Origin of the sequence: Pseudoxanthomonas sp. YR558, assembly GCF_900116385.1 — a bacterium.
Taxonomy (GTDB): Bacteria; Pseudomonadota; Gammaproteobacteria; order Xanthomonadales; family Xanthomonadaceae; genus Pseudoxanthomonas_A.
Map to the genome: position 1 here is coordinate 1,605,899 of NZ_FPCI01000001.1, position 19,323 is coordinate 1,625,221.

The 19,323-nt window shown below is 69.2% G+C and carries 20 protein-coding genes and 1 tRNA gene; 2 read left to right on the forward strand and 19 right to left on the reverse strand.

Annotation, left to right across the window (positions count from 1 at the left end; translation table 11 throughout):
• Nucleotides 1–28: 28 nt before the first annotated feature.
• The 10 genes from BM365_RS07750 to BM365_RS07795 all read right to left on the reverse strand — a co-directional run bounded on the left by BM365_RS07750 (nucleotide 29) and on the right by BM365_RS07795 (nucleotide 7,077).
• Nucleotides 29–250 carry a CsbD family protein gene (locus tag BM365_RS07750; RefSeq protein WP_093488064.1) on the reverse strand — a complete coding sequence of 74 codons (222 nt, stop codon included), beginning with the start codon at nucleotides 248–250 and terminating at the stop codon, nucleotides 29–31.
• Between the two features lie 215 nt (nucleotides 251–465).
• Nucleotides 466–600 carry an entericidin A/B family lipoprotein gene (locus BM365_RS07755; protein ID WP_056879414.1) on the reverse strand — a complete coding sequence of 45 codons (135 nt, stop codon included), beginning with the start codon at nucleotides 598–600 and terminating at the stop codon, nucleotides 466–468.
• 198 nt (nucleotides 601–798) lie between these two features.
• Nucleotides 799–951 carry an entericidin A/B family lipoprotein gene (locus tag BM365_RS07760; protein WP_056879413.1) on the reverse strand — a complete coding sequence of 51 codons (153 nt, stop codon included), beginning with the start codon at nucleotides 949–951 and terminating at the stop codon, nucleotides 799–801.
• 146 nt (nucleotides 952–1,097) lie between these two features.
• Nucleotides 1,098–2,021, reverse strand: a complete 924-nt coding sequence (gene rocF / locus BM365_RS07765; protein ID WP_093488066.1) for an arginase — start codon at nucleotides 2,019–2,021, stop codon at nucleotides 1,098–1,100.
• 95 nt (nucleotides 2,022–2,116) lie between these two features.
• A tRNA-Thr gene (locus BM365_RS07770) sits at nucleotides 2,117–2,192 on the reverse strand.
• Between the two features lie 13 nt (nucleotides 2,193–2,205).
• On the reverse strand, nucleotides 2,206–2,868 hold the full coding sequence (locus BM365_RS07775) for an SPOR domain-containing protein (RefSeq protein WP_093488067.1): 663 nt from the start codon (nucleotides 2,866–2,868) through the stop codon (nucleotides 2,206–2,208).
• A 23-nt stretch (nucleotides 2,869–2,891) separates the two neighbouring features.
• Nucleotides 2,892–3,641, reverse strand: coding sequence for a type III pantothenate kinase (locus BM365_RS07780; RefSeq protein WP_093488068.1), 750 nt, complete (start codon nucleotides 3,639–3,641; stop codon nucleotides 2,892–2,894).
• A complete protein-coding gene (gene birA, locus BM365_RS07785) occupies nucleotides 3,638–4,603 on the reverse strand; it encodes a bifunctional biotin--[acetyl-CoA-carboxylase] ligase/biotin operon repressor BirA (protein WP_093488069.1) in 966 nt (321 codons plus the stop codon). The genes BM365_RS07780 and birA overlap by 4 nt, the downstream gene beginning before the upstream one ends.
• On the reverse strand, nucleotides 4,600–5,226 hold the full coding sequence (gene plsY, locus BM365_RS07790) for a glycerol-3-phosphate 1-O-acyltransferase PlsY (protein WP_093488070.1): 627 nt from the start codon (nucleotides 5,224–5,226) through the stop codon (nucleotides 4,600–4,602). Before plsY ends, birA begins: the two co-directional genes overlap by 4 nt.
• Before the next feature lie 30 nt (nucleotides 5,227–5,256).
• On the reverse strand, nucleotides 5,257–7,077 hold the full coding sequence (locus BM365_RS07795; RefSeq protein WP_093488071.1) for a DegV family protein: 1,821 nt from the start codon (nucleotides 7,075–7,077) through the stop codon (nucleotides 5,257–5,259).
• A 193-nt stretch (nucleotides 7,078–7,270) separates the two neighbouring features.
• Between BM365_RS07795 and BM365_RS07800 the strand changes: the two genes are divergently transcribed.
• On the forward strand, nucleotides 7,271–7,591 hold the full coding sequence (locus BM365_RS07800) for a hypothetical protein (protein ID WP_093488072.1): 321 nt from the start codon (nucleotides 7,271–7,273) through the stop codon (nucleotides 7,589–7,591).
• Nucleotides 7,592–7,663: 72 nt separating this feature from the next.
• The gene (locus BM365_RS07805) at nucleotides 7,664–8,365 is read left to right on the forward strand and encodes a M90 family metallopeptidase (RefSeq protein WP_254772663.1); all 702 of its coding nucleotides are present in this window, start codon (nucleotides 7,664–7,666) and stop codon (nucleotides 8,363–8,365) included.
• 2 nt (nucleotides 8,366–8,367) lie between these two features.
• Here the strand turns inward: BM365_RS07805 and BM365_RS07810 are convergent, their stop codons facing one another.
• The 9 genes from BM365_RS07810 to kdpB form a co-directional block, all read right to left on the reverse strand.
• Complete coding sequence (locus tag BM365_RS07810) at nucleotides 8,368–9,819, reverse strand: ATP-binding protein (protein WP_093488073.1); 1,452 nt, start codon at nucleotides 9,817–9,819, stop codon at nucleotides 8,368–8,370.
• A gap of 29 nt (nucleotides 9,820–9,848) precedes the next feature.
• On the reverse strand, nucleotides 9,849–10,535 hold the full coding sequence (locus tag BM365_RS07815; protein ID WP_056879339.1) for a response regulator transcription factor: 687 nt from the start codon (nucleotides 10,533–10,535) through the stop codon (nucleotides 9,849–9,851).
• A gap of 75 nt (nucleotides 10,536–10,610) precedes the next feature.
• The gene (locus BM365_RS07820) at nucleotides 10,611–10,967 is read right to left on the reverse strand and encodes a hypothetical protein (protein ID WP_093488074.1); all 357 of its coding nucleotides are present in this window, start codon (nucleotides 10,965–10,967) and stop codon (nucleotides 10,611–10,613) included.
• A 183-nt stretch (nucleotides 10,968–11,150) separates the two neighbouring features.
• Nucleotides 11,151–12,071, reverse strand: a complete 921-nt coding sequence (locus BM365_RS07825; RefSeq protein WP_093488075.1) for an arginine deiminase-related protein — start codon at nucleotides 12,069–12,071, stop codon at nucleotides 11,151–11,153.
• A 3-nt stretch (nucleotides 12,072–12,074) separates the two neighbouring features.
• Entirely contained in the window at nucleotides 12,075–13,073 is a 999-nt protein-coding gene (gene dusA, locus BM365_RS07830; protein WP_093488076.1) for a tRNA dihydrouridine(20/20a) synthase DusA, read from the reverse strand.
• A 29-nt stretch (nucleotides 13,074–13,102) separates the two neighbouring features.
• Entirely contained in the window at nucleotides 13,103–13,825 is a 723-nt protein-coding gene (locus tag BM365_RS07835) for a response regulator (RefSeq protein ID WP_093488077.1), read from the reverse strand.
• Entirely contained in the window at nucleotides 13,822–16,464 is a 2,643-nt protein-coding gene (locus BM365_RS07840) for a sensor histidine kinase (protein ID WP_093488078.1), read from the reverse strand. Before BM365_RS07840 ends, BM365_RS07835 begins: the two co-directional genes overlap by 4 nt.
• A gap of 198 nt (nucleotides 16,465–16,662) precedes the next feature.
• Nucleotides 16,663–17,247 carry a potassium-transporting ATPase subunit KdpC gene (gene kdpC, locus BM365_RS07845; RefSeq protein ID WP_093488079.1) on the reverse strand — a complete coding sequence of 195 codons (585 nt, stop codon included), beginning with the start codon at nucleotides 17,245–17,247 and terminating at the stop codon, nucleotides 16,663–16,665.
• 9 nt (nucleotides 17,248–17,256) lie between these two features.
• Nucleotides 17,257–19,317: a potassium-transporting ATPase subunit KdpB gene (kdpB, locus tag BM365_RS07850; RefSeq protein ID WP_093488080.1), complete on the reverse strand. Its 2,061-nt coding sequence runs from the start codon at nucleotides 19,315–19,317 to the stop codon at nucleotides 17,257–17,259.
• Nucleotides 19,318–19,323: the final 6 nt, after the last annotated feature.

The window sequence follows — 19,323 nt, forward strand, 5'->3', positions numbered from 1 at the left end:
CCGTCCTGCTCGACGCGGCGTCAGCCGGTCAGTGGTTCACGGATTTGTCCGAGCGCAGGCTGCGCTGGAAGTCTTCCACTTCGGTATGCGCGCGGTCGCGGTCGTAGCCGTAGCGCTCCTGCAGCCGGCCTTCGAGATATTCGGCGTTGCCCTGCGCGACCTTGAAATCGTCGTCGGTCAGGTCGCCCCACTTCGCCTGGATCTTGCCCTTTAGCTGCTTCCAGTTGCCGGCGATGATGTCCTGGTTCATGGTGTTGCCTCGCTAGATGTCGCGGCAGGGGGCGCCGCGGAAACAGCATCGCAAACGGCGCGTTCCCATCCGATCAAGTGGCCGTCAACGCATCATTATGATTGCCTGAACGATTCAGTCGCATGACGAAGCGTTCGCAGCGATGAATGCGCGAGGTGCAAACACGCAAAAAAAACGGGCCGCGATGCGGCCCGTTTTTCTGGTTGGCGCCGGCCTTACTTGCCGGACGAATCCTCGACCTTTTCGCCCACCTTCTGCACGTCCTTGCCGAACCCCTTGACGGTGTTGCAGCCGGACAGCACGGCGACGGAGAACAGGGACAACAGCATCAACGCGACGAAACGCTTCATAAGCGACTCCTGTGGACGGTATTCACGATCGGGGGCTCGGGCGGCCGGACCGTGCCGGCGGTGCTGCCCACCCGCGCAGTCTGATTCAAGCACACTGGCTGCCGGCTGACCAAACGCGTGCGCCCACAACGAAGAAGGGCCGGGAGCGACCCCGGCCCTTCCTGTAGGGACCCCTCGGGGTCCCGAGTCACACATGGATCAGCACTTGCCGTCCTTGCAATCCTGCGCCTTGTCTTCAACCTTCTCGCCGACCTTCTGTACGTCCTTGCCGGCACCGGCCATGGTGTTGCAACCGGACAGCACCGCCGTCGAGAACAGGGCCAGCATCAGCAGGGTCATCGCACGCTTCATGTGTTTTCTCCTGGTGGAAAGGGGTGCCGCTGCGCGTGCGTCCGACGTCGCGGCGGCGTGTGCGTCCACCTTCGACGCGCCGCCGTATAGACCGCGTGAAGCCCGCTCCGTGCCGTTCAGTCGCAGTTTTCCCTACGGTGCCGGCCTCAGTCGCGCATGAGCGTGGACTTGCCGAACAGGCTCTCCACCAGGTCCACCGTGAGCTTGGCGGTGCGGTTGCGCCGGTCCAGCACGGGGTTGAGTTCGACGATGTCCAGCGACCCCATCAGCCCGGTGTCGGCGATCATCTCCATCACCAGCTGCGCTTCGCGATAGTTGGGGCCGCCCGGCACCGTGGTGCCCACGCCCGGCGCGATGCTGGGGTCGAGGAAGTCCACGTCGAAGCTGACATGCAGGTGGGTGTCGGCATCGACGCCCTCCAGCGCGGCTTCGACGGTGCGCTTCATGCCGACCTCGTCGATGTAGCGCATGTCGTACACATCGACCTTGTGGTCCTTGATCAGCTTCTTCTCCTCGGGATCGACCGAGCGGATGCCGATCTGCCGGACCATCGACGGCGTGATCGCCGGCGAATCGCCCCCGAGTTTCGTCAATGCATCGGGGCCGATGCCGCACAGGCATGCCACGGGCATGCCATGGATGTTGCCCGACGGCGTGACCTCACTGGTGTTGAAGTCCGAATGCGCGTCCAGCCACAGCACGCGCAACTTCTTGCCGGCCTGGCGGCAATGCCGCGCAACAGCGGTGATCGACCCCATCGCCAGGCAATGGTCGCCGCCCATCATGATCGGCAATCGGCCACTGGCGAGTTCCGCGGCGGTCGCGTCCATCACGGCGCGGTTCCAGGCCACTACTTCATCGAGGTGGCGATATCCCGCGACGGGTCCCGTCCACGGATTGGCCGGCCCCTGCACGTTGCCGGTGTCGATGACATCCACCCCGCGCGCGAGCAAGGCCTCACCCAGGCCAGCGATGCGGAGCGCGTCGGGTCCCATGCGGGCGCCGCGATGGCCGGCACCGACGTCGGTGGGCACGCCGATCAAGGACACGGGAAGAAAGGCTCGACTCATGGGCATACCTTGCGGAAACAGGCGCACAGTCTATGCCGATGGCGATGACGTCCCTGTGGCATCGCAGCACACAAGGTGCGGCACGGGGCGCGGAGTGGTGCCGCTTATCCGAATCGAACGGATGACCTACCGCTTACAAGGCGGTTGCTCTACCAGCTGAGCTAAAGCGGCGTGGGCGGCAATTCTAGCGCAGCGCCGTGCATTCGAGCGGTTGCGGTGCCGCGCTCGACGCACGCCGCGCCAATGCAGCCGGGTCTGCACCCTCGGCCGCACCCGTATCCAGCCACCACAGGCTGGGTCCTGCGCGGCCCACGGGCTGCAGTTGCGCGGTGAAGCCGCCCGCCTGCAATTCGGCGATCCGGCGCTCGGCCGCATCGCGGCTGCGGTAGCGGCCCAGCGCGATGCCGTTGGCTTGGTCGCCTTGGCGCACGACGAGGAAGTCATCGAAGCCCGCGGCACCGATCCGCGTCGCGGTGGCCTGCGCCTCTTCCAGCGAGGCGGCCGGCGGCATCACGACCTGGTAGCCGCTGGCGCTGGCACCCGGTGCTTCCCGCAACTGCGAGCGGAGCAGGTCTGCGCCCAGCGTGTCGCGCGCCTGGGTGGCGGCGGCCTCGCTGGTGAACGGGCCCAGGCTGAAACACACGGCAGGCGCGGGCGACACGAGGATGGCTGCGGGCGACGCGGATACGGGCGCGGCCGGAGTCTCCTCGCCCACCAATTGCAGTCGCGCCACGCCTGCCGGCAGCGCCGGTGGCGGTTCGGGGGCGGGGGCGGGTCGGGTGAGCCACCAAGCGGCGGCACCCACGTTCAGCACCACCAGCAGGACGATCAGGGCACGGATCAGCATGCGTTGATTCTAGCCAGCCCGGCTCAGTCGTCGATACCGGCACGCGCCCAGCGTGCGAGGCCTTCCAGCACCAGCGCTGGGGCATGCACGGCAGCCGGAAGCCTGGAACGTAGGGCCTCGGCGCCGCCCCCATGCAGCAGCAGCACCGGTGGCGAACCCAGCAGGTCCGTCGCCTGTGCGAGGCTTCGCTCGACCAGTCCTAACGCGGCGCCCTCGCAGCCGGAGGCGAGCGCGTCGAGCGTATCGGTCGCGAACTCGGTGTAGTCGCCGCCCTGCGCTGGCAATTGCGCGGCGGCCTGTTCGAGCGCGGCCCGCATCAGCGTCGGCGACGGTGCGATGCGCCCGCCATGGTGCAGGCCCCGCGCGTCCAGTACGTCCACGGTGATCGCCGTGCCCACGCCCACCACCAGCCATGCCTGCTCGCCGCGTGCACGTGCCGCGAGCAGGGCCAGGAAGCGATCCACGCCCAATCGCGCCGGATCGGCGTAGGCGATGCGTACACCCGCCAACGAGGACTGCGTCCGGGCGATCGAAACGGCGGCGAACCGGGTGGTCAACCACTCCACCACCGCTGCCGTGCGTGCCGGCGAGGCAACGCTCGCCAACGCGGCCGATGCGGAAGGCGTCGGCGCCAACGCCAAGGCCGCATCCAGCGCGGTCGCGATCCCGTCCCCATCGTGGGCGACGGCGATGACCTCGCCGAGGCTGCCATCGGCACGCAGCGGCGCGGCCTTCAGGCGGCTATTGCCCACGTCGAACACCCATTGCGTCATGTCGCCCTCACGCTGACATCCCCGGCATGCACCTGCCGGCGTTCCCTGCCGATCCTCACCTGCAAGGCGCCATCCGCGCCAATGCCATCGGCGATGCCCTGCTCGTCGCCCTGTGGCCCGTGCACGGTGACCGCACGACCCGAGAGCACATCGAGCACGGCATAGCGCGCCAGGAACGGCGCCAAGCCATCGGCATCGAAGAGATCCAGGGCGGGCAGCAGCGCATCCAGCACGAGGGCGGCGATCGCATTGCGCGATGGCGCCTCACCATCGCCCAACCTGGCCAGATCGGTCCACGCCTGTTCGATGTCCCCGGCAGCGGCATCCTGCATGCGCACGTTGAGGCCAATGCCGATCACCGCGCGCACCGGCCCGCCGTGTTCGCCTCCGCCTTCGACGAGGATGCCGCCGAGCTTGCGGTCGCCGGCCAGCAGATCGTTGGGCCACTTCACGCCGACGCTGCCGTAGCCCGCCTGTCGCATTGCCTCGGCGACGGCCACGCCCACCACCAGGCTGAGGCCACCCAGGCGCGCCAATCCGCCGGAGAACTGCCGCGATATCGAGAGATAGAGGTTCGCCGCGATCGGCGACGCCCAGTGCCGCCCGCGCCGGCCACGTCCACCGGTCTGCTGTTCGGCAAGCAAGACGTCGGCGCCGTGCGCGGGCGCTTTCCGTCGCAGCAGTTCGCTGTTGGTCGAATCCACAGACCACGCGACTTCGAGTGCCGACACCGAGGCGACGTGCCGCGTCTGCGCCAGGATCCGATCGGCCTCCAGCAGTTCGACCGGCAATGCCAAGGCATAACCGCGACCCGGCTGCGCATCGATGCGCACGCCGCCCTCGCGCAGGGTCTCGATGCGCTTCCACACGGCCGCACGTGTCTGTCCCACGGCACGCGCGAGCGCGTCGCCGGACACCGGGCCTTGCGAAAGGCGCAACAGCAGGTCGCGTTCGCCCGTCATGCGCGCCGACGCCAGAAACGCACGCGCTCGAAGCGCGACTCCGTGCCCGCACGCAGGCGCTGCACGTTGGCGCGATGGGTGAACAGCACCAGCAGCGCCGCGGCCACCGCGAACAACTGCGTCGCGCCATCCGCGTCCAGCCAGAGGGCCAGCGGCAGCAGGCATGCTGTCGCGATGATCGAAGCCAGCCCTACGTAACCGGTGGCGACGAGCACGCACACCCAGACTAGGAACAACGGCAACAACGCGACCGGCCAGAGGATTGCGACGCCGCCCAGCAGCGTGCCGACGCCCTTGCCACCGCGGAACCCATGCCACAGCGGCCACACGTGACCCACCGCGGCTGCGAACACGGCCAGCCACGCGACCGCACGCGCGGGCAGCGCGCCATCCACTGGCGCGAACCGCAGCGCGAGCCAAGCCGCCAGCGCGCCCTTGCCGATGTCGATCAACACCACGCCGAGCGCGAACTTCGCGCCCTGCGTGCGGAAGGCATTGGTGCCGCCGGCGTTGCCGCTGCCCTGGGTGCGGATATCCACGCCGCGCAGCCGGCCCAGGGTCAGGCTTCCGGATACGGAGCCGAGCAGGTAGGCGGATACGAGAAGTAAGAGGGAGACGAGCATCGCCCCATTATGGGCCACGGCCGGCGCGTCTCAGTCGGCCTGCGCTGGCTGCACCGCGACGATCAACGCGCCCTGCCCGGCGTGCGCACCGATGGCCGCACCGGTGTCCACCAAGCGGTCTTCCGAGATATCCAAGCGTGCGCGCAGCGCCAGCAGCAGGCGGTCGGCTTCCGGTCGCGCGTCGCAGTGGCCCACGATCAGGCGCCAGCGTTGGCCCGGCGGGAGTGCACGCGCAACGCGGCGCGCGAACGCTTCGGGCGCCCGGGCACGCGTAAGCAGCAGCCCCGCCACGGTCATACGACCGTCCACGCTCATCTTCGCCATCGGCGTCAACGCGGTCAGTCGGGCGATCGGTGCGGCCCAGCGAGGAATGCGTCCGCCACGCACTGCGTGCGAGATGTCTGGCGCGATCGCCCACATCCAGGTGAGCGGGCGGAGGCGTTCGAGTTCCGCCACCACGTTGCTCTCCTCCTGGCCTCGTGCGGCGAGTTCCGCTGCGCGCCAGACGAGTAGCGCCTGCCCACATGCCGCATTGATGGTGTCGAACACGCGCACGCGTGCTCCGGGGTCGCGTGCCGCCGCATGCTCGCCCGATTGCAGCGTGCCGGACAGTGCGCGCGACAGGCCGACATACAGCACGCGCGCATGATGTGCGAGCGAGAGTTCGAACTGCCGACGGAAATCCCCCGGCGGCGGCTGGCTCGTGCGCGGCAATTGCCGTGAAGCCGCCATGCGCCGGTAGAACTCGGCCGTAGACAGTCCCACCTTGTCCAGATAGTCGCGGCCATCCAGATCCACGCGTGCCGGCACCACACCGATGGCGAAACGCTCGCCGATGTCCTCGGGTAGGTCGGCCGCGCTATCGGTGACGATCACCAGCGATTGCGTCAGTGAGGCGGCGGCTTGCTGGCGCACCATGTCGTCCGCCTTCATGCCTTCGACCTGCCCTTGCTCCGCGCAGGCATCGAACAACGCCTGCGGTGATCCCGTATGGGCGTGCACGCGCAACCGCGACGCGCCACCCGCGATTACGATGGAGTCCGCGCCCGCCGCCTCCAACGCCGTACGGAGGCGGTCCCGGTCCAGTCCCTGACCCAACAGCAGGCATTCAGTGCACCAGCGGCGCGCCGGATCGATGTCATGGTCATGGCCGATCGGATCCGGGGCGTCGTTCGCGGCCGGCGGCGCGCTGCCGCGCATGCGGACCGCGCGCGGTCCGCCCTCGACGAATTCGGCGATGCCTTCCAGCAAGTCGACGAAGCCCTGCGCGCCGGCATCCACCACACCAGCGCGTTGCAACAGCGCCATCTGCCGCGGCGTGTCGGCCAGCGCGCGACGCGCGCGGTCCAGCGCGCGGGCGAAGCCGCTGCGCGCGTCGGCCGGTGCATCGCGGTCGCCGGCGGCGGCATCCAGTTCGTCGGCGAACGCGGTGATCACGCTGAGGATGGTGCCCTCCACCGGCTGCGCCAGCGCCTGGCGCGCGCTCTGCGCCCCCTGGCGGACGGCGGCGGCGAGGGATCGGGCATCGAGTTCCGGAAGGGTCCGGACGCGCTCGGCGACGCCGTACAGGAACTGCGCGAGGATCGCGCCCGAGTTGCCGCGCGCGCCGTCGATGGCGTCGTTGCCGACCCGGCTCAGCAGGTCGCCGGCATGCTGGCTGGGCCGGGACAGCGCCCCGTGCAGGACGCTTCCCAGGGTGGAGGCAAGGTTGTTGCCGGTATCGCCGTCCGCCACCGGGAACACGTTGATCCGGTTCAGGCCGTCGCGGGCGGCGATGACGCGCCGGGCCCCTGCGATCAGCGCCAGGCGCAGGGCGGGTGCGGTGAGTGGGCGGTCCGGCGGGGCAGGCATGGGGCGCCAGTCTGCCGCAACCGGCGCCGCTTACCTGCTGCGTCGCAGCAGCCAGTCGCCGGGTTCCCTCATTCCGTCGCCGTGTATCGGCGTTTCGTCGCACGGCGCCCCCGGCCCGTGCCGGGAAGGGGTCTTTCCGGCTATAGTCGGCGACGTCATCTGGCCGCCGTAACCGACCGACAGGAGTCTACCGATGCTTCGCGCCAGCCTTGCCCTGCTGCTCCTCGGTGCCTCGGCGGCCGTGTTCGCCCAGAACGGGCGCGCGATCTCCAATGGCAACGCCACGGTCTGCCAGGATGTCGCCGACCGCGCGGTCGCAGACCGTCCGGGCGATGCCGTGCCGACGGCCACGGATGCACGCCGCGCGCGCGCGACCGCCGTGCGCAGCAAGTACGCCGCACCGACTGCGTTGACACCCCCCGCCTCGCGCGGTGGCGGCGATGACGACGAGACCCCCCTGCCGCGTAGCCGCGGCTCCAAGTGGCACAGCTTCCTGCCGGGCATGTTCCGCTGACGCGGACTGCACCGACCCGTGATTGGACTGTTGCGCCGCTTGCGGCGCCCCGCCCCCTTCATCGAAGACGTCTTGTGGCACGCGGTCCGGACGGATACCGCTTGGACCGCCGCGCTGGATGATGCACGCGCGGACCGCCTGCGCGCGTTGACCGCGCGCTTCCTGCACGAGAAAACCATCACGCCGCTGGCCGGCCTGAAGCTGGACGATGCGCAGCGCGTGCAACTCGCCGCGCTGTGCAGCCTGCCGTTGCTGGAGTTCGGTGAAACCGGCCTGCGTGGCTGGTCGCAGCTGATCGTCTACCCCGATGCTTTTCGTGTGCAGCGCACGCACACCGATGCCGCCGGCGTGCTGCACGAATGGGAAGACGACCTGTCCGGCGAAGCCTGGGACCAGGGCCCCCTGATCCTCTCCTGGGCCGACGTGCAGGCCGACTTGGCCGAACCCGATGCAGGCTTTTGCGTGGCCGTGCACGAAATGGCGCACAAGCTGGATGTGCTGGACGGCGAACTCGATGGGACACCGCCGCTCCCCCGCGAGTGGCACGCGCGCTGGGCACGCGACTTCCAGCGTGCGTACGACGATTTCTGCATGCAGGTGGATCTGGGGCGCGAGACCGCGCTGGACCCCTACGCAGCGGAAGCGCCGGAAGAGTTCTTTGCCGTCACGACCGAGTACCACTTCTCGGCACCGGACGTGCTGGCGGCATCGCTGCCGAAGGTGGCCGAGCACCTACACCGCTTTTACGGTCCGTCGCCGTTCGCCCGGCGCTAGCGCTACAGGCCAGGCGGCAGCCGCACTTCGAAGCGCGCACCGCCCAGTTCTTCCGAGCGCGACACGTGAAGTTCGCCGCGGTAGTCGCGGATCAAGTCCTGCACGATCGACAAACCGATGCCGTGGCCCTGCACGCGTTCGTCGCCGCGCACGCCCCGTTGCAGCACCTTGGCCACATCGTCTTCTGCGATGCCGGGACCGTCATCGTCGACCGCGAGGAAAAGGCCCGGCCGGCGCTGCGGTGCGGTCGCGCCCACCTTCACCGTGAGCAGCACGCGTGAGCGCGCCCACTTGAACGCGTTCTCCAACAGGTTGCCCATCAGCTCCTGCAGGTCGCCGGTCTCGCCATGGAAGCGCGCGCGCGGATCGATCTCGAATTCGCAGATCACGCCCTTGCCGGCGTAGACCTTCTCCAGGCCGCGCACGATTTCTTCCGCATGCGGCTCGAGTGGCACCGGTGCGGAGAACAGCTTGTGGCCGCTCGATGCCGCCCGCGCCAGCTGGTACGACACCAGGTTGTTCATGCGCTTGAGCTGCACGTCGAGCTCATCGCGCAACGCAGCGGGATCGGCGTTGTTGTCCATCTGCGTGCGCAGCACGGCGATCGGCGTCTTCAGGCTGTGCGCCAGGTCGGCCAGCGTATTGCGCTGGCGCTCGAGGTTCTCGCGTTCGCTTTCGATGAAGGCGTTGATGCTGTCGGTCAACGGCTCCAGCTCGCGCGGATGGCTTTCGGTCATGCCCGAAGCCTCGCCGCGTTGCACGCGGCTCAGTTCGAAGATCACGCGCCGCAGCGGACGCAGGCTCCAGCGCAGCACCAGCATCTGCAGCAGCAGCAGGATCACGCCTGCGCCACCCAGGTAGACCCACAGCGAGCCGCGGAAAACACGGATCTGCGCACTCAGCGCCTGCGCGTCTTCAAGGATGTAGATGCTGTAAGGGATTTCGCCGTGCTGGTGGGTAGCCGGCCATGCGTAGCCCACGCCATAACGGTAGGCCTCGCTTTCGGTGCCGTCGGCGCGCCGGATCGGCAATGGGCCTTCGAAAGACTCGTCCAGCGCACCCAATAGCTGAGGCGTCGGAAGCTCGGGGCCCAGCGTGGAGTTGGAGCCCCACGGCGCAGTGCCTTGCAGCACCACCTGCGCGTACATGCCGCTGTCGGGCATGTCGAAGCGCGGGTCGGGCGTGTTGTAAGGCGGGATCAGCGTGCCGTTCCGGCCGAACTCCACCTTGTCGGTGTAATACAGCGCGTAGCTCTTCAGGCGCTGGCGCAGGTTGTCCTGAGCGGTATCGACGAATGCGCGATCCAAGGCCCAACCGGCGAGCGCCAGGAAGGCGAGCAGCGCGAGACTGGCGGCCAGCAGTTGGCGCGCGCGCAACGAGCGCGGGCGCCAGCCGTCGAACCGGTCACGGCCGACGGGCGCGGGCGGCGTACCGCCGGAAGGTGGCGCGGGCATTCAAGTACAGGCGATGCCAGCGCGGCGCATCAGGCCTCGCCGGTGCGCGGGATGGCGAAGCGGTAGCCGCGGCCGCGCACAGTCTCGATCGGCTTCAGTTCGCCTTCCGGGTCCAGCTTCTTGCGCAGGCGGCCGATGAAGACTTCGAGCACGTTGGAGTCGCGATCGAAATCCTGTTGGTAGATGTGCTCGGTCAGGTCGGCCTTCGAGACCAGCTCGCCGGCATGCATCATCAGGTACTCGAGCACCTTGTATTCGTAACTGGTCAGGTCGACGTTGCTGCCGTTGACGCTTACCGTCTGCGCAGCGAGATCCAGTGCGACCGGGCCGCACTCGAGCGTCGGCTTGCTCCAGCCCGCGGCGCGACGCAGCAGCGCGTTGACGCGCGCCAGCAGTTCCTCAACGTGGAACGGCTTGACCAAATAGTCGTCGGCGCCCTGCTTCAGGCCCTCAACCTTGTCCTGCCAGCTGCTGCGCGCGGTCAGGATCAGCACGGGGAATTTCTTGCCCTCGTCGCGCAGCGCCTTAATCAGCTCCATGCCCGACATCTTCGGCAGGCCCAGGTCGATGATGCCCACGTCGAACGGCACTTCGCGACCCATGTACAGGCCTTCCTCGCCGTCCTGGGCCGCGTCCACCGCGAAGCCTTCGCGCTTCAGGCGCGCGGCAAGGGTTTCACGCAGGGGGGCTTCGTCTTCGACCAGCAGGATACGCATGGACTCTCCTTGGGAATGCGGCGCGGCGTGGGCCGCGCGGGACGTGCTCGTGTTGAGCCGTGATTCTACGTAAGACTACGGGCGCGGGGGGTTATCGCCGCGTGCAGGCTGGCTACCATCGCGCGGTCGCGATGGCGCATCGGCACCGCGACGCGAAGGACCCGCGTCGTCCATCGTGCGCACGCGGCCACGGTCGTCGACGTACTTCACCCGATTGATCTCGCGACCGTCGTACTGCATGCGCTCCACGCTCAACACCTGCCCGCCGGTCTCGTTGCGCACGCGGCGCACGGAGTCCGACATCGAGCTGCGATGGCCGCGATCCTCGGCCCGCTGGGCGCCGCGCTCGCGCGACGGCGGCGCGTTGCCACGGCCCTGATCGTCCTGCGCCAGCACCACGGAGGTGCCCGCCAGGGCGATGAGCCCGGTCATGGCAAAGGCGGCAAGCGTGGATGAACGAAATCGCATAACGGAATCGTAACGGATACGGGGCCGCGAAACTGAACGAAACCCGAAACCGCCTCTGTGGATGGGAGGCAGAGTTTTGGCCGGCGGCGGTGAATCCGTTCTGAATTTATCCACAGCCCGAGGGGCCCCATTCAGTCAGCTGAATGGTCAGAAAATCTCGGCCACACAACACCTTAGCGAGCCCCCTCCCGCCTCGATGGCCTCCAGGGGCACGCTCCGGATGGCAAAGCCCGCCACCTCTTCCAACTGGCGGCGGGCGTCAGCCGTCAGACCATCGTGTGCCCGGCGGCTCATCCAGACCGACCGGTCGGTCAGCGCGATCGCATTGCCGGCGAAGGCGGCCTGCTCGGCCGGCGACAGCGTCACGACGTGCGGCCCGTACAAAGCGAACAAGGCGGCTGATATGTCGCCTTGCAACGCATGCGGGCAGACCAGGGCCGCCCGGCCGGCCAGCACCGCCAGCAGCACGTTGGTGTGGTACTCGCCCGCCGCCAGGTCGAACATTAGGGTGGCGCGCAATCCGAACGCCTCGTGCATCTGCGCCGCACCGGCCTCATCACAGCGCTCGGACAGGCCGCAGAAGCCGATGCCGCGCGCGCGGTCGATGACCAGCGCGCCGGTCAGTTCACCGGGGCTGGGCTGGGCAGACAGATCGGTCTCGGCGTAGCCCATCGCGTTGAAATAGCCGCGGATGTCGGCCCGCGCCGCTTCCCGCTGTCGCACCGGATGCCGCATGCGCCCGACGATCAGGCGCGGCCGGCCATCGACGCGCGCGGTCGCGAACACGTTGTTCGGGAATACGGCGTCGGGCGTCGCCTCGTCGCCCGGGAAGCAGATCACCGGCACGTCCTGCGACAACGCGCGATGCAGCGCATGGTGCTCGCGCAACGCCGCCTCGGCATCGAACGCGCCGGCGTCGGCCATGTAGCGGTTGTCCTGCGCGGATTGGTCCGCGCGCACGAAGCCATCCGGCGACACGAGGAACGCCGCACGCGCCGTCGCCGGCCCAAAGTCCGGCTGCAACGTGCGCGCAAAGGCGATGAAGGCGTCGATGTCGCGCGTGATCATCGCTCAGGCCGCCGGCCGCAGTTCGCGCACGGTCGTCGCCAGCGCCTGCTCCACCAGCGACCAGTCCGCGCCGGGCTTGTGCGCACCTTCGCTGAGGATCTGCCGGAACGCGCGTCCACCCTGCTGCGCATGGAACAGCCCCAGCACATGGCGGGTCAGGTGCTTCAGCGCCACGCCCTTCGCCAGCTGCGCTTCGACATACGGGCGCCATGCGCGCAGCAGGTCCGCGCGCGGCGCGATGTCGCCACCGAACAAGGCCGCCTGCATTTCATGCAGCACATAGGGTTCGTGGTATGCGGCACGCCCGATCATCACGCCATCGCTGTGCTGCAGGTGTTCGTGCACCTGTGCCGTCGTGGTGATGCCGCCGTTGATCGCCACCGTCAGCGCCGGCCGCTCGCGCTTGAGCCGGTAGGCCCAGTCGTAACGCAGCGGGGGGATCTCGCGATTTTCCTTGGGCGACAGCCCTTGCAGCCACGCCTTGCGCGCATGCACGAAGAACGTGTCGCAACCGGTCGCCGCCACCGTATCGATGAAGGCGAGGAAGAGGTCGTAGTCCTCCTGCTCGTCCACGCCGAGACGGCACTTCACCGTCACCGGAATGCTCACGGCCTCGATCATCGCCACCACGCACTCGGCCACCAGTGCGGGTTCCTTCATCAGGCAGGCACCGAAGCGCCCCGCCTGCACGCGGTCGGACGGGCAGCCGACGTTGAGGTTTACCTCGTCGTAGCCCCATTCCTGCGCGACGCGCGCGGCCTGCGCCAGGTGCGCCGGCTCGCTGCCCCCCAGCTGCACCGCCACGGGATGCTCACCCGCCTCGAACCCCAGCAGGCGATCGCGGTCGCCATGGATCACCGCCTGCGCGTGCACCATCTCGGTGTACAGGCGCGCGTTCGGCGCCAAAAGCCGGTGAAACACGCGGCAATGCGTGTCCGTCCAATCCATCATCGGAGCGACGGACAGGCGCAGGGCGTCATGGGGAATCGGGGGGGACGTCATGCCGCCATTGTAGCGTGGGGCCTCTCGCCTCACTCCCGCACGATAAACCTCAACCCTACGCCCGGCTCCGTGGCGATATACCGCGGCGCCGTCGCGTCATCGCCCAGCTTCTGCCGCAATTTGCCCACGAGGATGCGCAGGTAATGCGTGTCGTCCTGGTGGGTGGGGCCCCAGAGTTCGCGCAGCAGTTGCGGTTGGGTGACCACGCGGCCGGCGTGCTGCAGCAGCAGGGCGAGCAGGGCGAATTCCTTGCGGCTCAGCACCACCGGTTCGCCGTCCAGCGTCACTTCGCGGCGACCGAGGTCCACGTGCAGGTGGCCGTCGTCGAACACCGGCATCGCGGCGTCGGCCGGGGCGATACGCGCGCGCAGCAGGCCGCGGATGCGCGCCATCAGTTCCTGCACGCCGAACGGCTTGGTGACGTAGTCGTTCGCGCCGCCATCGAGCGCGGCGACTTTCTCCGCCTCGCCATCGCGCACGGTCAGCATGATGACCGGCACCTGCGACCATTGGCGCAACTCGCGCAGCACGCCATGGCCGTCGAGATCGGGCAGACCGATGTCGAGCACGACCAGGTCGGCACCATGCGCGGCCAAGTCCGCCAACCCGGCGCGCCCGCTCTCCGCCAGCGCCACCACATAGCCCTGCGCGCGCAGGCTGATGTCGAGGAAACGGCGGATCTGCGGCTCGTCGTCGATCACCAGGATGCGGGCCGGCGGTGCGGACGCGGGCGGTGGCGCGGTGTAGGTCAAGCCGGTTCCTGGGGCGTGGGCGACAGCAGCGGCAGGGTAATCCGGATCACCGTGCCGCGGCCATCCGGTCCCGGCAGCGCCTGCACGCTGCCGCCGTGCGCGCCCACCATGCCCTGGCAGATCGCCAGTCCCAGGCCGGTGCCGTGGCGGCCGCGGTCGCCGCGCTCCACGCTGTAGAACATGTCGAAGATGCGCGCGCGCTCGTCTTCCGGAATGCCGGGGCCCCGGTCGCGCACGTCGATGCGCAATGCGCCGTCGACGAGCTTCGCATCGATCTGCACCGGCTCGTCCGCCGGCGAAAACTTCGCGGCGTTCTCCAGCACGTTGAACACCGCCTGCTCGATCAGCGCCGGGTGCACCCACACCGGCGGCACGTCGGCGGCGACCGTGGTCTGCACGCGCACGCCCGGCTGGTAGCGCTGCAGGCGCGTGACCGCAGAGCCCAGCAGCTCGTCCACGCCGATCCAGTCGCGGTTGAGCGTCAGCCCGCGATGGCCGAGGCGGGTCATGTCGAGCAGGTTCTGGATGTAGCGGTCCAGCCGCTCGCCTTCCTGCTGGATGGTCTCGAGCAGGCTGCGCCGGTCCTCTTCGCCCATCTGCTGGCCGTAGCTGGCCAGGCTGCTGGCCGAGCCGATCATCGACGCCAGCGGCGAGCGCAGGTCGTGCGACACCGACGACAGCAGCGCCGAGCGCAAGCGTTCGGTTTCCCCACTGACGCGCGCGTCTTCCAGTTCGGCGACCAGCCGCGTGCGCACCACCGCCTGCGCGATGTCGTCGGCCATCGCCTCGGCGAGGCGACGCTGCTCGGGCACCAGGCGCGTCGCATCGTCGAAGCGCAGGCCGAGCACGCCCAGGGTGTCGCGGTCGCCGCGCAGCGGCAGGAACCAGTGCGCCGCGCCCGCCAGCGTGTCGGTGTGGCGGCCGGTGGGCTGCCCATGCTGCTGCGCCCAGTCCGCCGCCGCGCGGTCGATGTCGGACAGCACCGCGTGCGCCGGCACCGCCTGCCCCTGCACGCGCAGCCACGCCTCGCCGGGCAACGCGCGCGACAACGCCTTGCGGCCCGCGGCCAACACCTGTCCCAGGTCGGCGGCCCCCGCCAGGTCGCGCCCCAGCGCCTGCAGCGCCGTGGCCTGCGCATTGGCCGCGCGCAGCGCCACCACCTGCATGCGCAGGCGCGACGCGAGCCGGCCGGCGACCAGCGCCGCTACCAGGAACAGCACCACCGTGGTCACGCCCTGGCGCGCGCCGATGTTGAGGGTGAAACGTGGTTCGATGAAGAAGAAGTTGTAGGCCAGGAAACTCAACAGTGCGGCGACGACCGCGGCCGTCATGCGCGTGCGCGCCGCCACCAGCACCACCGCGACGATGAACACCATCGACAGGTCGTCCAGCCCCACCCAACGCTCGGCGAGCGCGGCGACGCCGACCGCCAGCACCGACGCGACGGCAGCGAAGGCCAGGTCGTGCCGGCCCAGCAGGTCCGACACGCGCGTGCCGCCGCGACGTGCCCGGGCGCGGGCTTCCGGCGTGCTGATGATGACCAGCTCGTAATGCGCGCCGCGCTGCAGGAGTTGCTGGGTCAGCGTGCGATTGAACATGCGCGCCACCGGCCGCTCGCGCGTGCGGCCGAGCACCAGCGTCGACGCGCCGTTCTGCGCGGCATGGTCGAGCAGCGCATCGGCGATGCGCGCACCCCGCAGCACTTCCGTGTCCGCCCCCAGCCGCCGTGCCAGCGCGAACGCCTCGTCGATCTCGCGCTGCCTGGCGTCGTCCGTGGTGTCGGTCTGCACGGTCACCACGCTCCACGGGGCATCGCGGCGCTCGGCGATGCGGCGTGCAGCGCGCACCAGGTACTCCGATGATCCCAGCCCGTCGATCGCCACCAGCACGCGACGGCGAAGCGGCAGCCCGGGCAGGCCACGCGCGGCCTGGTCGTCACGCAGATCGGCGTCCACGCGGTCGGCGGCGGTCTGCATGGCGAGTTCGCGCAGCGCGATCAGGTTGGACGGCGAGAAGAACGCCTGCAGCGCCTGCGACGCCTGTTCCGGCACGTAGACCTTGCCCTGGTGCAGGCGTTCGATCAGTTCGCGCGGCGGCAGGTCCACCAGCACGATGTCGCGCAGGCGATCGAACACGAGGTCGGGCACGGTCTCGCTGACGCGCACACCGGTGATCCGGTGCACCACGTCGTTGAGGCTCTCCAGGTGCTGGATGTTGATGGTCGTGTGGACGTCGATGCCGGCATCCAGCAGCTCGATCACGTCCTGCCAGCGCCGCTCGTGGCGGCTGCCCGGGGCGTTGCGATGCGCCAGTTCGTCCACCAGCGCGATCTGCGGACGACGCGCCAGCAGCGCGTCCAGGTCCATCTCCTCCAGCCAGCGTCCCTGGTAGTCCACGCGCCTGCGCGGCAGGATCTCCAGCCCTTCGGTGAGCGCCGCGGTCTCGCCGCGCCCGTGCGTCTCGACGATGCCCACCACCACATCGCGCCCTTGCCGGCGCAGCTCCCTGGCGCGCGACAACATCGTGTAGGTCTTGCCTACCCCGGGCGCCGCGCCCAGGAAGATGGTCAGCCGCCCACCCCGCTCGCGCTGCAGGTGGTCGATCAGGGCGTCGGCCTGACGGTCGCGGGGATCGGTCATCGCACTATTCTGCCTGTTGTCGTGTCACGTCGAGCGGGCGCCGACCTCGCGAAGGGCGGCGTCGAAGCAGATCTCCTCGATGACGAGGCCGCCCTGCCACTTCCGAAGCTCAAGCACGAGGCCACGTGCTCGGGTAGCGCACCTTTCGGGTTCGATGGCAGGGAAAACTGCTTCATCAAGCAAGTCCTGACACCTGCCTCAACGTGCCTGCGCATCCAGCGCGAGGTTCAGTTCCAGCACGTTGACGCGCGGCGCGCCGAACAGGCCGAACTGCTTTCCCTCGACATGCGCGGCGACCAGGCGTTCCACCTCGCCGACCGGCAGCCCGCGCGTGCGAGCCACGCGGGCGATCTGGATCCGGATGGCGGCCGGCGACAGGTGCGGGTCGATGCCGCCACCGGACTGGGTGACCAGGTCGCCCGGGACCTCGGACGGCGCCACCTGCTCGCGCGCAGCGACGGCGGTACGTGCCTCGGCGATACGGGCGCGCAGGTCGGGGTTGGTGCGCGCCTGGTTGCTGCCGGCCAGCGCCATCGTGTCGTAGTTCGCCGCCGATGGGCGCGACTGGAAATAGCGGTCGTCGGTGAACGGCTGGGCGACCAGCGACGAGCCGATCACCTGTCCGTCGTGTTCGATCAGGCTGCCGGTGGCCTGGTCGGGAAACAGCACGCGGCCCAGGCCGGTGCCGGCAAGCGAGTACAGCAGGCCGAAGCCGAGCAGCGAGACGGCGGCGAGCATCAGCGACGGACGGAGTGCGCCCTGGGGGGCGGAAGCGGTGGTCATGGCAATTCCTCAGGCGCCGGTAACGGCGGCCAGCAACAGATCGATGAGCTTGATGGCGGCGAACGGCAGCAGCACGCCGCCCACGCCGTAGACCAGCATGTTCCGGCGCAGCAGCGCGGTGGCGCCGGATGGACGAAAGCGCACGCCGCGCAAGGCCAGCGGGATCAGCAGCGGGATGATGATGGCGTTGAAGATCAGCGCTGCGATCACCGCGTTGGTCGGGCTGGACAGCCGCATCACGTCGAGCGCGGCCATCGAGGGGATGGCGGACGCGAACAGCGCCGGCAGGATCGCGAAGTACTTCGATACGTCGTTGGCCAGCGAGAACGTGGTCAGCGCGCCGCGCGTGATCAGCTGCTGCTTGCCGACTTCGACGACCTCCAGCAACTTGGCCGGGTCGGAATCCAGATCGACCATGTTGCCCGCCTCCTTCGCCGCCTGCGTGCCGGAGTTCATCGCCAGGCCCACGTCGGCCTGCGCCAGCGCCGGTGCGTCGTTGGTGCCGTCGCCGACCATCGCAACCAAGCGGCCACCGGCTTGTTCCTGGCGGATGCGCGCCAGCTTGTCTTCGGGGCGTGCCTCGGCGATGTAGTCGTCCACGCCGGCTTCGGCGGCGATGGCGGCAGCGGTCAACGGGTTGTCGCCGGTGATCATCACCGTGCGGATGCCCATCGCCCGCATGTGGGCGAACTTTTGCTTGATGCCGTGTTTGACCACGTCGGAGAGTTCGACCACGCCGAGCACGTGGTTGCCGTCGCTGACGACCAGCGGCGTGGCGCCGTTGCGGGCGACCTGTTCCACCCGTGCGTTGAGTTCGGCGGGCGCGGTGCCGTCGTGCGCCTGCACGTGCTTGAGGATCGCGTCGGCCGCGCCCTTGCGGATGACGCGCGCGTGGCCGCGGCCATCGTCCGGCAGGTCCACGCCGGACATGCGGGTCTGCGCGGAGAAGGCGATGAACTGCGCACGCTCCGGATCGGCCAGGGTGGCGCCCTGCTCGCGCGCCAGCTTCACGATCGACTTTCCTTCGGGCGTGGGATCGGCGAGCGAGGCGAGCATCGCCGCATCGCGCAGCCGCTCGCGGTCGATGCCGGCCAGCGGATGGAACAGCGTGGCCTGGCGATCGCCATGGGTGATGGTGCCGGTCTTGTCGAGCAGCAGCACGTCGATGTCGCCGGCCACCTCCACCGCCTTGCCCGACTTGGCCAGCACGTTGGCGGCGAGCGCGCGGTTCATGCCGGCGATGCCGATGGCCGGCAGCAGGCCGCCGATGGTGGTGGGAATCAGGCAGACCAGCAGTGCGACCAGCAACAGCGGATCGAGCTTCGCACCGACGAAACCCGCGATGAAGGGCAGCGTGACCACGACGATCAGGAAGGTCAACGTCATCGTCACCAGCAGCAGGCCGAGCGCGATCTCGTTCGGCGTCTTCTGCCGGTTGGCGCCTTCCACCAGCGCGATCATGCGGTCGAGGAAGCTGTGGCCGGGCTCGGCGGTGATCTTCACCACGATCTCGTCGGAGAGCACTTTCGTGCCGCCGATCACGCCGCTGCGGTCGGTGCCGGCTTCGCGCAGCACCGGGGCGGATTCGCCGGTGACGGCGGATTCGTTGATCGTGGCCAGGCCTTTGACGATCTCGCCGTCGGCCGGGATCTGTTCGCCGGCCGACACGATGACGTAGTCGCCGGGCCTCAGGTCCGCCGCAGGCAGGCGGCGTTCGGTGCCGCCGAGCGGCGTATCCACGCAGCGCGCAACGAGATCCTTGCGGGCGCGCCGCAGCGATGCCGCCTGGCCGCGGCCGCGCGCCTCGGCGACGGCTTCGGCGAAGTTGGCGAACAGCACGGTGACGAACAGCAGCGCGGTCACCGCCCAGCCGATGCCGGGCGCGGTGGTGCCGGCAAGCGTCAGCCCGGCGGTCAGCCACGTGCCCAGCCAGACCACGGCCATGACCGGATTCCTGAAGGCGTGCTGCGGGGCGAGCTTGGCGAACGACGCGATCACCGCGGCGTGGACGCCGGCGCGGTCGAGCAGGACCGGCGCACGGCCGGAGGAGCGTAAGGAGGAAGAAGTCATGTCGGT